This window comes from Methylorubrum extorquens (assembly GCF_024169925.1).
GTDB classification, from domain to species: Bacteria; Pseudomonadota; Alphaproteobacteria; order Rhizobiales; family Beijerinckiaceae; genus Methylobacterium; species Methylobacterium extorquens_A.
In genome coordinates this window covers 1,622,364-1,635,571 of sequence record NZ_JALJXF010000001.1, presented here as the reverse complement: position 1 = coordinate 1,635,571, position 13,208 = coordinate 1,622,364, and the positions used below count along the sequence as shown (strand labels likewise).

Sequence of the window (13,208 nt, the reverse complement as noted above, 5' to 3'; positions counted from 1 at the left end):
CCTTCCGAAGCCTGCCCTACCCCGCCGGCAGCGCCTCTTCGAACACCACCGCCTCGCCCCGCGACGGGTTGGCCAGCTCGCCCTGCCACATCACCGGCGTGCCCCGCACCACCGTGCCCACCGGCCAGCCGGTGACGGTGAGCCCATCATAGGGCGTCCAGCCGCATTTCGAGGCGATCCACTCGTTGCGGATCGTCTCGCGGCGCTTGAGGTCCACCACCGTCACGTCGGCATCGTAACCCACGGCGAGCCGCCCCTTGCGGGCGATGCCGAACAGGCGCTTGGGGCCGGCGCTCGTCAGATCGACGAGCCGGGCGAGCGAGAGCCGGCCGGCATTCACATGGTCGAGCATGATCGGCACCAGCGTCTGCACGCCGGTCATGCCCGAGGGGGAATCGGGATAGGGCTTGGCCTTCTCCTCGAGCGTATGCGGCGCGTGGTCGGAGCCGAGCACGTCGACCACGCCCTGGGACAGCCCGCGCCAGATCCCGTCGCGGTGCCCGGCGTCGCGCACCGGCGGGTTCATCTGCACCAGCGTCCCAAGCCGGGCGTAAGCTTCCGTCCCGTCGATCGTGAGGTGGTGCGGCGTCACCTCGACGCTCGCCACATCCTTGGCCTCCGCCAGGATCGGCATCTCGTCCGCGGTCGAGATGTGCAGGATGTGGATGCGGGCCCCCGTCTCCCGCGCGAGCGCGATCAGCCGCTGCGTGGCCTTCACCGCGACCTCGGGCGAGCGCCAGACCGGGTGCGAGGCGGGATCGCCCGGCACGCGAAGCCCCTTGCGGTCCCGCAGCATCGGCTCGTCCTCGGAATGGAAGGCGGCGCGGCGACGGATGCGTTTCAGGATCTCGCGCACGCCGGCATCGTCCTCGACCAGCAGCGAGCCGGTGGAGGAGCCGATGAACACCTTGATCCCGGCCGCGCCCGGCAGCCGCTCCAACGCGGCGACCTCGCCTGCGTTCTCGTGGGTGCCGCCGACCCAGAAGGCGAAGTCGCAGTGCATCCGGTGATGGGCGCGGGCCACCTTGTCGGCAAGCGCCTCGGCGCTCGTGGTCTGCGGGTTGGTGTTGGGCATCTCGAACACCGCCGTGACGCCGCCCATCACCGCCGCGCGCGAACCCGTTTCCAGGTCTTCCTTGTGGTCGAGGCCGGGCTCGCGGAAATGCACCTGGCTGTCGATCACGCCGGGAAGAAGGTGCAGGCCGCGGCAATCGCGCCGCTCAACCGCCGACGCGCCCGAGAGGTCGCCGATGGCCGCCACCCGTCCGCCGCGGATGCCGAGATCGGCACGATGCTCGCCATCGTGGTTTACCAGCGTGCCGCCGGACAGGATGAGGTCCAAGGAGGCTTCCATCGGCGCGTCCATCGGTGCTTCCATCGGGCTCTCCCGGTTCGTTCGTCGCGATTGAGACGCGGATAGCGGCGGCTTATGTCAGGCGTCCCACGCGTGCAACGCCGCCGTCCTGATCCGAGGAGATGCCATGCCGATCGCCCTGCTGCCGGACCGTGCCGTCGTTGCCGTGTCCGGCCCGGACGCGCTCCCCTTCCTGCAAGGCATCCTCACCTGCAACGTCGAGACGCTGCCCGAGGGCGAAGCGCGGCTCGGCGCGCTGCTGACGCCCCAGGGCAAGATCCAGTTCGATTTTTTGGTGTCCCGCACACGCGATGGCTTCCGGCTCGATGCGACGGCCGAGCGCGTCGCCGACCTCGTCAAGCGCCTCGGGCTCTACCGCCTGCGCGCCAAGGTGAGCGTGGCCGCCGAGCCCACGCTCGGCGTGGCCGCCGCCTGGGGTGGGTCCGAGACCGCGGCCGAAACGGTGCGGGTGCGCGACGGACGCCTGCCCGCGCTGGGCGAGCGACTGTATTTCGCAGAGGGCGCTTTCTCGGCGGATGCGACGGAGGCTGATTACCACACCCACCGCATCGGCCTCGGCGTGCCGGAGGGCGGGCGCGACTTCGCCTTCAGCGATGCCTTCCCGCACGAGGCGCTGATGGACCAGCTCGGCGGCGTGGACTTCAAGAAGGGCTGCTATGTCGGGCAGGAGGTAGTCTCGCGGATGCAGCACCGCGGCACCGCCCGCACCCGCATCCTGCCCATCGTCTACCGCGACGGCCCAGCGCCGGAGCCCGGCACGGAGGTGACGGCCGGCGCGCGCAGCCTCGGCGTCACGGGCAGCGCGGCGGGCGAGCGGGGGCTCGCCACGATCCGCCTCGACCGCCTCGGCGACGCGCTCGCCGTCGGCGAGCCGGTGCGGGCGGGCGGCACGATCGCGGCCCTGGGCAAGCCCGATTTCGCCAGCTTCGCCTTCCCCACCGACACGGCCGTGGCCGGATGAGCGCGGATGCCTCCGGCCTCATCCTTCATCCCGACGGTTGCCCGCGCTGCTGGTGGCCGGGGACCGATCCGCTCTACGTCGCCTATCACGACACCGAGTGGGGTGTGCCCGAGTTCGATTCCCGCGCCCTCTACGAGAAGCTGATTCTCGACGGGTTTCAGGCGGGCCTGTCGTGGATCACCATTCTGCGCCGCCGCGAGGGCTTTCGCCGGGCCTTCGAAGGGTTCGAGCCGGAGCGGGTTGCCCGCTTCACGGACGCCGATGTCGAGCGGCTGATGGGCGACACCGGCATCATCCGCAACCGCGCCAAGATCCGCGGCGCGATCAACGGTGCGCGGGCGTGGCTCGCCATCGAGGAGGGAGGTCCCGGCTTCTCGCCCTTCCTCTGGGATTTCTGCGACGGCCGGCCGATCCAGACCAACGCGGCCACCCGCGCCGCGATCGCCACCGAAACCGATGTGTCACGAAGCATGGGCAAGGCGTTGAAAGTGAAGGGTTTCACCTTCTGCGGCCCCACCATCGTCCACGCCTTCATGCAGGCGGTCGGCATGGTCAACGACCATCTCACCGGCTGCCACCGCCACGCGCCCTGCGCCGCCTTGGGCGAGGGCCGCCATCCGTGAGTGCCCCGAAGAAACCGGCGCGGGCGTGGCAGCGGATGCTGTCGGGCCGGCGGCTCGACCTGCTCGACCCTTCGCCGCTCGATGTCGAGATCACTGACATCGCCCACGGTCTCGCCCGCGTCGCCCGCTGGAACGGGCAGACGGCGGGGCCGCACGTCTTCTCCGTGGCGCAGCACTCGCTGCTGGTGGAGGCGATCGGCGGCGCCCTCGATCCGCGGATCGGCGCCCCGGAGCGGCTCGAATTGCTGCTGCACGACGCGCCGGAATACGTCATCGGCGACATCATCTCGCCGCTGAAGAACGCCATCGGCGACGCCTATCGCAGCGTCGAGCGGCGCCTACTCGCGGCGATCCGCCAGCGCTTCGGGCTCGCCGCGCCCTCCCCGGCGCTCTCGCGTTTGGTCAAGCGCGCCGACCGCATCGCCGCGGCGATCGAGGCGACCCGGCTGGCCGGCTTCTCGAGCGCGGAGGCCGACGCGATCTTCGGGCGCCCCCCGGTTCTGCCGGACGCGTGTCACGCCGAAATCGAGCGGCTGGTCGCCGGATGGCCGACGGCGGAGGCGGAGGCGTGCTATCTCGACCGCTTCGCGGCACTTCAGCGCGGAGCGTGAGACCCAGAAGAGAATGCCCGTCATCCACGTCTGCCCCCTCTCGCGCCTTCGGGAGACCGTCGCGGCCAGCGGCGCGAGCCATCTCGTGACCCTGGCCACGCTCGGCAGTGCGGTGGTGCGTCCGGCCGCGATCCGTCCGGAGCACCATCTGCGTGTGGGCTTCAGCGACATCGTCGTGCCGATGGAGGGCCATCTGCCGCCGGGTGAGGCGCATGTGCGCAGCGTCCTCGATTTCGTCGCCGCCTGGCCCCGCGAAAACCCGATGGTGATCCACTGCTATGCCGGGATCAGCCGCTCCACCGCGGCGGCCTTCGCTACGGCCTGCGCCCTGCGGCCGGATCGGGACGAGGCCGATCTCGCGCAAGACCTGCGGCGTCTCGCGCCGAGCGCCACGCCGAACCGCCTGTTCGTGGAGATCGCCGACCGCCTGCTCGGGCGCGAGGGGCGGATGATCGCGGCCATTGCCGGGATCGGGCGCGGCGCCGAGGCCTTCGAGGGCACGCCGTTCCACCTCACCTTGACGTGACGGGCATGCCGCGTGGGGCGCAGATCGGTCGCACGCAATCGACCCGGGCTTGTGCGACCGCACGTCGCCCGTCATAACCCGCCCCAAAGGGAATCCGGGATGAACGATCTTAAACCCGAGGCATCTGCCGCAGCGGCGCCGGACGATCTGCCGTTCGAGCGGGCGCTGGAGCAGCTCGAGGAGATCGTGCGTCGGCTGGAGCGCGGCGACGTGCCCCTCGACGAGTCGGTGGCGATCTACGAGCGCGGCGAGGCGCTCAAGCGTCACTGCGAGACCCTGCTGAAGCGGGCCGAGGCCCGCATCCAGAAGATCGCCATCGGGCCGGATAGCCGGGCCGCCGGCACCGCGCCGCTCGACGTCGAGTAGGCGTCGCGGGTGCGGTTTCGATCACGACAAAACTCATCGCGCGCAAAGGTTTGCGCGCCGTTCCTTACTTCGGGCATGAGGCTGGTCCGGTGGCACTAGCGGACACGACGATCCTTGAGGGTCTTGAGACGCCGGATCGTCTCCGGCTTCTGCCGGAGAGCGAGCTTCGGCGGGTGGCCGACGCGGTGCGCGCCGAGATGATCGACGCCGTGTCGATCACCGGTGGCCATCTCGGCTCGGGGCTGGGCGTGGTCGAGCTGACGGTGGCGCTCCACCACGTCTTTGACACCCCCGACGACCGCATCGTCTGGGACGTCGGCCACCAGTGCTACCCGCACAAGATCCTCACCGGCCGCCGCGACCGCATCCGCACGCTTCGCCAGGGTGGCGGCCTGTCCGGCTTCACCAAGCGTTCGGAGAGCGAGTACGACCCCTTCGGCGCGGCGCATTCCTCCACCTCGATCTCCGCCGCGCTCGGCATGGCCGTGGCGCGCGACCTCAACGAGGCGGACGCCAAGGCTGCGGGCGGCCCGGCTCTGAGGCGCCGCAACATGATCGCGGTGATCGGCGACGGCTCGATGTCGGCGGGCATGGCCTACGAGGCCATGAACAATGCCGGCGCGCTGCACTCGCGCCTGATCGTCATCCTCAACGACAACGACATGTCGATCGCGCCCCCCGTCGGCGCGATGTCGGCCTACCTCGCGCGGCTGGCCTCGGGCGGCACCTACCGCTCGCTCCGCGAGACCGCCAAGCAGCTCGGCAAGCTGCTGCCGAAGGCGCTCTACCAGCGCGCGGCGGCAGCGGAAGAGTATGCCCGCTCGCTGATCGTCGGCGGCGGCACGATGTTCGAGGAGATGGGCTTCCACTATGTCGGCCCCGTGGACGGGCACAACCTCGACCACCTGCTCCCCGTCCTGAAGAACGTGCGCGACTCGGACCAGGGCCCGATCCTGCTCCACGTCGTCACCCAGAAGGGCAAGGGCTACGCGCCCGCGGAGGCCAGCGCCGACCGCTACCACGGCGTGGTCAAGTTCGACGTGGTCTCGGGCGTGCAGGCCAAGGCCAAGGCCAACGCCCCGGCCTATACAAGGGTGTTCGGCGAGAGCCTGATCAAGGCGGCCGACGCCGACCCGAAGGTGGTGGCGATCACCGCCGCCATGCCCGGCGGCACCGGCATCGACCTGTTCGGCAAGGCGCATCCCGACCGGACCTTCGACGTCGGCATCGCCGAGCAGCACGCGGTGACGTTTGCCGGCGGTCTGGCGACGGAAGGCTACAAGCCGTTCGTGGCGATCTACTCGACCTTCCTGCAGCGGGCCTACGATCAGGTCGTGCACGATGTGGCGCTGCAGAACCTTCCGGTGCGGTTCTGCCTCGACCGGGCTGGTCTGGTGGGTGCCGACGGCGCGACGCATGCGGGCGCGTTCGATCTGGCCTATCTCTGCTGCCTGCCGAACATGACGGTGATGGCGGCCGCCGACGAGGCGGAACTGGTGCACATGGTGGCGACCTGCCACGCGCATGATTCGGGCCCGATCGCACTGCGCTACCCGCGCGGCGAGGGTGTCGGCATCGAGCTGCCGGAGAAGGGCGAGCCGCTGGCGATCGGCCGGGGCCGTGTGGTGCGGCGTCCGGAAGGGGCGCGGGTGGCGCTTCTCTCGCTCGGCACGCGCCTGTCGGAGGCCTTGAAGGCGGCCGACGCGCTGGAGGCCGAGGGTGTCGTGGCGACGGTGGCGGATGCGCGCTTTGCCAAACCGCTGGACGCGGAGCTGATCGTCGATCTGGCGATGAGCCACGAGGTTCTGGTGACGGTGGAGGAAGGCTCGGTCGGTGGCTTCGGGGCGATGGTGCTGCACCTGCTGGCCGAGCGCGGCGTGCTCGACACGGGCCGCGTCCGGGTCCGCACGCTGACGCTGCCGGACAGCTACCAGGACCACGACAAGCCGGAGAAGATGTACGCCGAGGCCGGTCTCGACGCCGACGGCATCCTCAAAGCCGTCCGCGCCGCACTGCCCGAGAAGGCGGCGCAGCGCGAGGGCAGCGTGGTGAGCCTGAAGCGGTAACGTCCGACAACGCCCTCCCCCCGCAGGGGGAGGGCAAGAGGCGTGTTACTTGATGACCGCGCAGCCGATGCGCGAGCCCGCGCCGCCGATGGGCTGGCTCGTGTGGTCGTCCTCGTTGGCGTGGATAATCAGCGCTGAGCCGTCGCCGTCGCGCAGGCCGCCCTCGCCGGTCAGCGGGGTTTCGCTCGACACTTCCGCGTTCACCGAGCCGTCGGCGTTGGCGAAGACGTTGGGAAGGTCGCCCTCGTCCGGGCCGTCGGGGTTGAGCAGGCCGTGCTTGCTCTGGTCGTGGTTCACGTGGGCCTTCGACTTCTCGAACTTCTCCGTGTCCGAGCAGTCGCCGACGGCGTGGAAATGGATGCCGTGCCAGCCCGGAGGCAGGCCGCCGGCCTGAATCGATAACCGCATGACGAGGGAGTTCGCCCCGTCGCGGATCATGATCTTGCCGATGGTGTCACCCTTGCCGTTGGTGATCGCGCTCTCGTAGGTCTGCGGCGCGCCGGCACTCTCCGTCTTGGCGGGGGCCGGCTCCCTCGGAGCCTCCTTGCCATCCTGCGCGAAGGCGGACCCGGCAAGGCCTGCGAGCAGGGCCGCCGCCAAAGGGATGGCGACCGGTATACGGCGGATGGCAGGCGTCGTGGCCCCTCGCATGATGGCATCTCTCATGAACTGACTCACTCCGTTGCTGCGGCCCGGCGGTTCCGCCCGGGATTCCGCCACCGCTTGAGGCGGTGCGCAATCCGGGCTACCCGGCAAAAGCGGATTTCGCATCGCCCTTTTCGGACGAGCCGGCACGCGCCGTCTCACGCGATGCTGTAGGTAACGCGAAGCGGCGCATTCCGACAGGGGACGGGCCGGTCCGTCTCGATCACGTGAGCATCGTCCCGAAAGGCGGCCACCGGCTTTTGGAAAAGAACGATGCAACATCGAAATCCGAAATCTTCGTCCCGGACCCGGTATTCGGGACGAGAGCCTCGGGCGCGGCGGAGCGGTTTGCGGAAGGGAGACCGATGACGGGCGAGCGGCTGCGGGCCGACCGGTTCCTGGTCGAGCGCGGGCATTTCCGCAGCCGGGCGCAGGCGCGGGCGGCAATCGAGGCCGGTCTCGTCAGCGCCGACGGCCGTCTCGTCACGCGCCCTTCGGATCTGGTCGAGGCCAACGCCCGGATCGAGGCGTCGGCCCCCCACCCGTACGTCTCCCGCGGTGGCCTGAAGCTTGCCGCGGCGCTCGACGCCTTCGGCCTCGACCCGACGGGTCTTCCCTGCCTCGATGTCGGCGCCTCGACCGGCGGCTTCACCGACGTGCTGCTGCGGCGCGGCGCCGCCCATGTCCACGCGGTCGATGTCGGCCGCGACCAGCTCGACGCCGCCCTCCGCGCCGACCCGCGGGTGACGAGCCTGGAGGGCACCGACATCCGCGCCCTCCCGCCGGGCGCGATCCAGCCGGCGCCGCGGCTGGCCACCATCGACGTGAGCTTCATCGGCCTGCGCCTGGTTCTGCCGGCGGTGGCCGCTCAGCTCGCCGACGAGGCCGCGATCGCCGCGCTGATCAAGCCGCAATTCGAAGCCGGCCGCGAGCGGGTCGGGCGCGGCGGCATCGTGCGCGATCCGCACATTCATGCCGAGGTCTGCGAGGGCGTGCGCGCCGTACTCGTCGGCCTCGGCTTCACCGTGTTGGGGCCGATCCCCTCCCCCATCGAGGGCGGCGACGGCAACCGCGAGTTCCTGGTCGCCGCGAGGCGTTCCTCTCATGATTGATCCTATGTCCGACGTGATCGAAGAGACCCTGACCATCGCCCGGCTCGGCGCCCGCGGCGACGGCCTCACGGAGGGCGGGCTGGCAGTGCCCGGCGCCCTGCCCGGCGAGCGCGTGCGGGTGCATCGCGGCGACCGAATCGGCACGTTGACCGCCGTGGAGGAGGCGTCGCCGGAGCGGATCGCGCCGTTCTGCCCGTATTTCTCGGCCTGCGGCGGCTGCGTCGTGCAGCACCTCGCCCCCGCCCCTTACGCGGAGTGGAAGCGCGGCATCGTCGCCGGGGCACTGGGGCAGGCGCGCATCGAGACCACGCTGATGCCGCTCCTCGACGCGCAGGGAGAGGGCCGGCGGCGGATCACCCTGCACGTGCGTGAGATCGAGGGCCGGGCGCGGGCCGGGCTGATGGCCGCGCGCAGCCACGCGCTGGTGCCGATCGACCATTGCCCGATCACCGTGCCGGGCCTGCACCGGGCGCCGGCCGTCGCGGAGGCGCTCGCCGCCCCGCTCGGGCACGGCCGCAAGCCGCTCGACATCGCCGCCACCGCCACCGTGACCGGCCTCGACATCGACATCCGCGGCCACGGGCAGGTGAGCGACGGCGTCCGCGGCGTCCTCACCCGGCTTGCCGGCGAACTCGACCTCGCCCGTCTGTCGATCCACGGCGACGTGGTGGTCGAGCGCCGCCCGCCCGCGGTCGGCGAGGGGCCGGCCCGGCGCGTGCCCTCGCCCGGCAGCTTCCTTCAGGCGACGCAGGCCGGCGAGGCGAGCCTGACCGCCCTGGTGCTGGAGGCCATGGACGAGGGCAAGGCCAAGGTGCGGCGCGTCGGCGACCTGTTCTGCGGCAGCGGTCCCTTCGCCCTGACGCTCGCGGCCGGCGCCCGCGAGGTCCACGCCGCCGAGGGCGAGGCGGCAGCGATCACCGCCCTCATCCGCGCCTACCGGGCCGGAGCCGGTTACGCCCGGATCACGGCGGAGGCGCGCGACCTGTTCCGCCGCCCGTTGCTCGGGCCGGAACTTGATGCGCTCGACGCGGTGGTGTTCGACCCTCCCCGTGCCGGAGCCGAGGCGCAGGTGCGCCGGATCGCGGAATCGAAGGTGCCCCTCGTCGTCGGCGTTGCCTGCGATCCCGGCACCTTCGCCCGCGACGCCGCGACCCTGATCGCGGGCGGCTATCGTTTGGAGCGGGTCACGCCGGTGGATCAGTTCGCGTGGTCGGCCCATGTCGAGCTGGTCGGCGTGTTCCGCAAGCAGGCGAAGGTCACCGGCCGAACCCTGCGGCGCCCGCGCTGAACCCTGATGGCGGGAGATCGGGGCGCTGCCCCGAGACCCCGCCAAAGGGATGATCCCCTTGGGATCTCGGGTTTTACAGCATCGTCCCGAAAGGTGGTTGCCGGCTTTCGGAACAAAGACGATGCAAAAACAATAGCCTGGAGCATCGTCCTGGATCCGATATCCAGGACGATGCGCTAGCGGAGTCCCGCGGCCGCGAGGGCCTCGCGCAGCGCCTCCGGGTCGATCGCGAAATCCCGAAGGTACTCGGGCGCGTCCGACGGGATCCGGGAGCCGAACACTGCCGCGTAGTCCTGGCCGCAGGCGGTGGCGATCTCGCCGTAGAACCGGTCCTCCCAGCCCTCCGGCACGAGGTGGATGACCGGCGTGCCGGGCCGGCAGAAGACCGTGTTGGCCATCCCCGCCCCGGCGATGCCGACCACAATCTCCGCGGCCGAGAACCGCACCACCTGCTGCCGCACGCTGGTGAGTTCGGGGTCGAAGACCTCGAAGCCGAGGCCGCGCAGCCCGCCGAGTACGGCGTCGCGGTTGGCGAGCCCCCGGCCCCGCCCCGGATGCCGGTCCACGAACAGGCGCCGGCCTCGCCCTGTGAGCCTCCGGAGCGCGAACAGAGCGCGCGGCAGGCGGGTCCGCGCCTGCACCTGCCCGGTGAGATATCGCAGGGCGTGCGGCGACTTGCCCGTGCTCGGCAGGCTGCACGGCGTGGCGTGGTGCAGGCGGGCAAAGCGGTAGGTCTTGTACCGGTCGAGGAAGCGGATCGCGACGCGGTGGCCCAGCAGGAGCTGGATCGAGCGGCGCCGCGCCGCGTCGATATGCGGGAAGTAGGACACGAGCGCGACGGTGACCGGCACTCCTGGATGACGTTTGCGCAGCAGCGCAAGCGCGTGCAGCCGGGGCAGGTCGTCGATCAGCCAATGGCCGTAATTGAACGAGCCTGCGGAGTTGAGGAGGAAGACGAGACCCGCTTCCGCGATGGTCTCGTCCACATGCAGGAAGCCGGGGCCGGGGCCGGGCACCACGTGCCGCTCCTGCGGCCGGTAGGTCTCGAACAGCACCTGCGGCCGGCCGTCCGTGACATGGAACAGGGCGTTGCCCGCAAGGCGCACGTCGCGGGTCTCGCATAGCAGGGTCGGCGGTCCTGGCGGGCGTGGCGCCGCGAGCGCGGCCTCCTGCTTCTCGCGGAAGGCGGCACTGCCGCCGAACAGGCGCGGCGGCGCGGGGTCGTGCGCGGGAAAGCCGGGAAACACCGCGCCGACCACTTCTGTGAGCGGGCTTACCCGTTCCCGCAGCCGGTCGAGCAGGGCGGCATCGCCCGCGAATCCGCCGTCGCGGTACAGGTGCCCGGCCTCGCAGGTGAGGACGAGGTTGTCCTCGATCAGCCGGGCATGCGCCGCAGCCTCATCCGCTTGCGTGTCGTTCAAGCCTGCTCCTTACGGGTCCCGCCGTGACGCCCGTCCCTTCAAGGAATTCCCAACACCGCTGGGGCATCGTGCCGAAACCCGGAGGGTACCGTCCGGTATGATGCTCTAGACCCTTGTCTTCGCATCATCTTTTTCCGAAAGCCGGCGGCCGCCTTTCGGGATGATGCTCTAGCATATCGCTGCGGGCGAAGTCCGACGCATGTCTTCGTGCCCAGCCGCATTTGCCTTGGAACGGCCGGCGCCTGTAGAGCCTCGGCCCGCCCGCGCGTTCGGCATTGGCGAAGATGGTTGAGGAGGGGCGGGACTTCGTGTCGGACACGGCCACCGATCACATTCATGTCGGCAAGGACGGTTGGCTGTTCGTCGTCGCCGGCAGCAACAACGTCATCGCGCAGTTCAACGAGTCGGGCTTCATGGCCCACCAGACCGAGCTGTGGCGCCAGCGCATCGCCGGCCGTGCGGCGCGCGCGCGGGAACTCGGCATCGCCTACCACCACGTCGTCGTCCCGGAAAAGCTCAGCGTCTACGACGGCTTCCTCGATGGGATCGCCGTCGATCACCGACTCTCCCCCGCCCGCCGCCTGATCCGCGGCATGCCGCGGCGGTGGTGGCTTTCCCGGCTGAAGGGGCATCTCCGGGAATGGCCGGTCACGCGCGTCCTGCGGCGGACCTGCATCGACCTCGTCGAGCCGATGCGCGCGGCCCGCGCGGGGGAAGACCTGTTCTACCGCACCGACAGCCACTGGACCTTCGCCGGCTGCCACCTCGCCTATCGCGAGATCTGCCGCGCGCTGCGGGCCGCGCCCTGCCCGGACCTCGCCGCGCGCGGATTCCGCGAGACCGAGATTTCCGGCGATCTCGGAGGACGGTTCGATCCGCCGCGCATCGAACGGACGCGCATCCACGACCTGCAGCGCGATGCCGTGCGCCGCTACGCCAGCCCGATCGTGCAGGCACGGGAGGCGGCCGGCCGCGCCGACACGCTCCATGTCGGCTCGCACGTGATCTACGCCAACGCCACGCCCCGCGACCCGCGCCGCCTCGTCCTGTTCGGCGATTCCTACTCGCACTTCGCGCCGCTGATGCTGACGATCATGCTCGCCGAGACCTTTGCCGAGGTGCATTTCGTCTGGAGCACGTCGGTCGACTGGTCCTACGTCGAGCGGACCCGGCCCGACATCCTGCTCACCGAGATCGCCGAGCGGTTCATGTTCCGCGTGCCCGACGACGCGTTCAACCTCGACGACTACGCCGCCGAACGGTTCGGAGAGGAGACGGCCGGGGGAAGCGGCGCGGCAGCCTGAGCGGCGAGCGCGTCAGAACAGCTCGCCTTGCACGGTCTCGGCCTTCGCCGGAGCCCTGCGGCCGGCGGGCGTGGCCACCGGTTCGGGCAGCCCGGCATCGTCGTTGCGCGCGCTGTTGACCCGCTCGCTCACCGGATCGAGCCGCAGCCATTCGTCCGGGCAGGGCCGGCAGAGGCGGGCGGCTTCGGGCGCGTCCACCGCCGCGTCGAGCCACGGCCCGACCGATTCCGGGGCCAGGATCGCCGGCATCCGCTCGTGGATCGCGCTGAGGGTGCCGTTGGCCGAGCAGGTGATGATCGCCGCCGTGTCGACTTCCGAGCCGTCCGCGCCCATCCACGGCTCCCACAGGCCGGCGAACGCCATCGGCGCTCCGTCGGTTCGGCGCACCGCGAACGGCGTCTTCGTCGCGGCCTTGCCGGCCCTGTCGCGGCGCCACTCGTAGAAGCCGTCGGCCAGGAACACGCAGCGGCGGTGGCGCAGCGCCCCGCGGAAGGCCGGCTTCTCGGCCGCCGTCTCGATGCGGGCGTTGAACAGGGTGGGAAAGTCCGACGGATCCTTCAGCCATGCCGGCCACAGGCCCCAGCGCATCAGCCGGAAATGCCGCTCGCCGCTCTCGCGCATCACGACGGGCACCGGCTGGGTCGGGGCCACGTTGAAGCGGCCCGGAAAATTCGGCTGTTCGGAGTAGCCGTAGAGGGCGCGGTAGACCTCCGGCGGCTGACCGATGAAGAAGCGTCCGCACATGGACGCGATATGGGCGCGGCGCGGGCGCCGGATCAAGCGATAGGGGCGCCCGACTCACAGCGATGACGGAGATCCGACCCTCCGCCTCATCCTTCGAGGCTTCGCTGCGCTCCGCACCTCAGGATGAGGGCGAGGCGTGGAGCGGTCTCAGTTTGTCGCGCCCGGC

The 13,208-nt window shown here is 70.8% G+C and carries 13 protein-coding genes; 9 read left to right on the top strand and 4 right to left on the bottom strand.

From position 1 onward, the window contains the following. Positions 1-16 precede the first annotated feature (16 nt). A complete protein-coding gene (locus J2W78_RS07775) occupies positions 17-1,354 on the bottom strand; it encodes a dihydroorotase (protein WP_253373994.1) in 1,338 nt (445 codons plus the stop codon). A 127-nt stretch (positions 1,355-1,481) separates the two neighbouring features. On the opposite strand from J2W78_RS07775, the gene ygfZ reads away from it, so the two are divergent. From ygfZ to dxs, 6 genes are all read left to right on the top strand, one after another. Beyond that, positions 1,482-2,336: a CAF17-like 4Fe-4S cluster assembly/insertion protein YgfZ gene (gene ygfZ / locus J2W78_RS07770; protein WP_253369471.1), complete on the top strand. Its 855-nt coding sequence runs from the start codon at positions 1,482-1,484 to the stop codon at positions 2,334-2,336. Continuing rightward, positions 2,333-2,959, top strand: coding sequence for a DNA-3-methyladenine glycosylase I (locus J2W78_RS07765; protein WP_253369469.1), 627 nt, complete (start codon positions 2,333-2,335; stop codon positions 2,957-2,959). Before ygfZ ends, J2W78_RS07765 begins: the two co-directional genes overlap by 4 nt. A gap of 35 nt (positions 2,960-2,994) precedes the next feature. Beyond that, entirely contained in the window at positions 2,995-3,570 is a 576-nt protein-coding gene (locus J2W78_RS07760; RefSeq protein ID WP_253373993.1) for an HD family hydrolase, read from the top strand. Positions 3,571-3,583: 13 nt separating this feature from the next. After that, positions 3,584-4,096, top strand: coding sequence for a tyrosine phosphatase family protein (locus J2W78_RS07755; protein WP_253369467.1), 513 nt, complete (start codon positions 3,584-3,586; stop codon positions 4,094-4,096). A 99-nt stretch (positions 4,097-4,195) separates the two neighbouring features. Continuing rightward, a complete protein-coding gene (locus J2W78_RS07750; RefSeq protein WP_253369465.1) occupies positions 4,196-4,462 on the top strand; it encodes an exodeoxyribonuclease VII small subunit in 267 nt (88 codons plus the stop codon). Positions 4,463-4,551: 89 nt separating this feature from the next. Further along, positions 4,552-6,528 carry a 1-deoxy-D-xylulose-5-phosphate synthase gene (gene dxs, locus J2W78_RS07745; RefSeq protein ID WP_253369463.1) on the top strand — a complete coding sequence of 659 codons (1,977 nt, stop codon included), beginning with the start codon at positions 4,552-4,554 and terminating at the stop codon, positions 6,526-6,528. A gap of 45 nt (positions 6,529-6,573) precedes the next feature. Here the strand turns inward: dxs and J2W78_RS07740 are convergent, their stop codons facing one another. Next, positions 6,574-7,179: a superoxide dismutase family protein gene (locus J2W78_RS07740; RefSeq protein WP_253373992.1), complete on the bottom strand. Its 606-nt coding sequence runs from the start codon at positions 7,177-7,179 to the stop codon at positions 6,574-6,576. A gap of 359 nt (positions 7,180-7,538) precedes the next feature. On the opposite strand from J2W78_RS07740, the gene J2W78_RS07735 reads away from it, so the two are divergent. Next, entirely contained in the window at positions 7,539-8,285 is a 747-nt protein-coding gene (locus tag J2W78_RS07735) for a TlyA family RNA methyltransferase (RefSeq protein ID WP_253369461.1), read from the top strand. Positions 8,286-8,289: 4 nt separating this feature from the next. After that, entirely contained in the window at positions 8,290-9,573 is a 1,284-nt protein-coding gene (locus J2W78_RS07730; RefSeq protein ID WP_253369460.1) for a class I SAM-dependent RNA methyltransferase, read from the top strand. A 176-nt stretch (positions 9,574-9,749) separates the two neighbouring features. On the opposite strand, the gene J2W78_RS07725 is transcribed toward J2W78_RS07730, so the two are convergent. Beyond that, entirely contained in the window at positions 9,750-10,994 is a 1,245-nt protein-coding gene (locus tag J2W78_RS07725; RefSeq protein ID WP_253369458.1) for a glycosyltransferase family 61 protein, read from the bottom strand. Between the two features lie 308 nt (positions 10,995-11,302). On the opposite strand from J2W78_RS07725, the gene J2W78_RS07720 reads away from it, so the two are divergent. Further along, on the top strand, positions 11,303-12,298 hold the full coding sequence (locus tag J2W78_RS07720) for an alginate O-acetyltransferase AlgX-related protein (RefSeq protein ID WP_253369456.1): 996 nt from the start codon (positions 11,303-11,305) through the stop codon (positions 12,296-12,298). Positions 12,299-12,310: 12 nt separating this feature from the next. Here J2W78_RS07720 and J2W78_RS07715 read toward each other — a convergent pair whose 3' ends face one another. Beyond that, positions 12,311-13,042, bottom strand: coding sequence for an SOS response-associated peptidase (locus J2W78_RS07715; RefSeq protein WP_253369453.1), 732 nt, complete (start codon positions 13,040-13,042; stop codon positions 12,311-12,313). Positions 13,043-13,208: the final 166 nt, after the last annotated feature.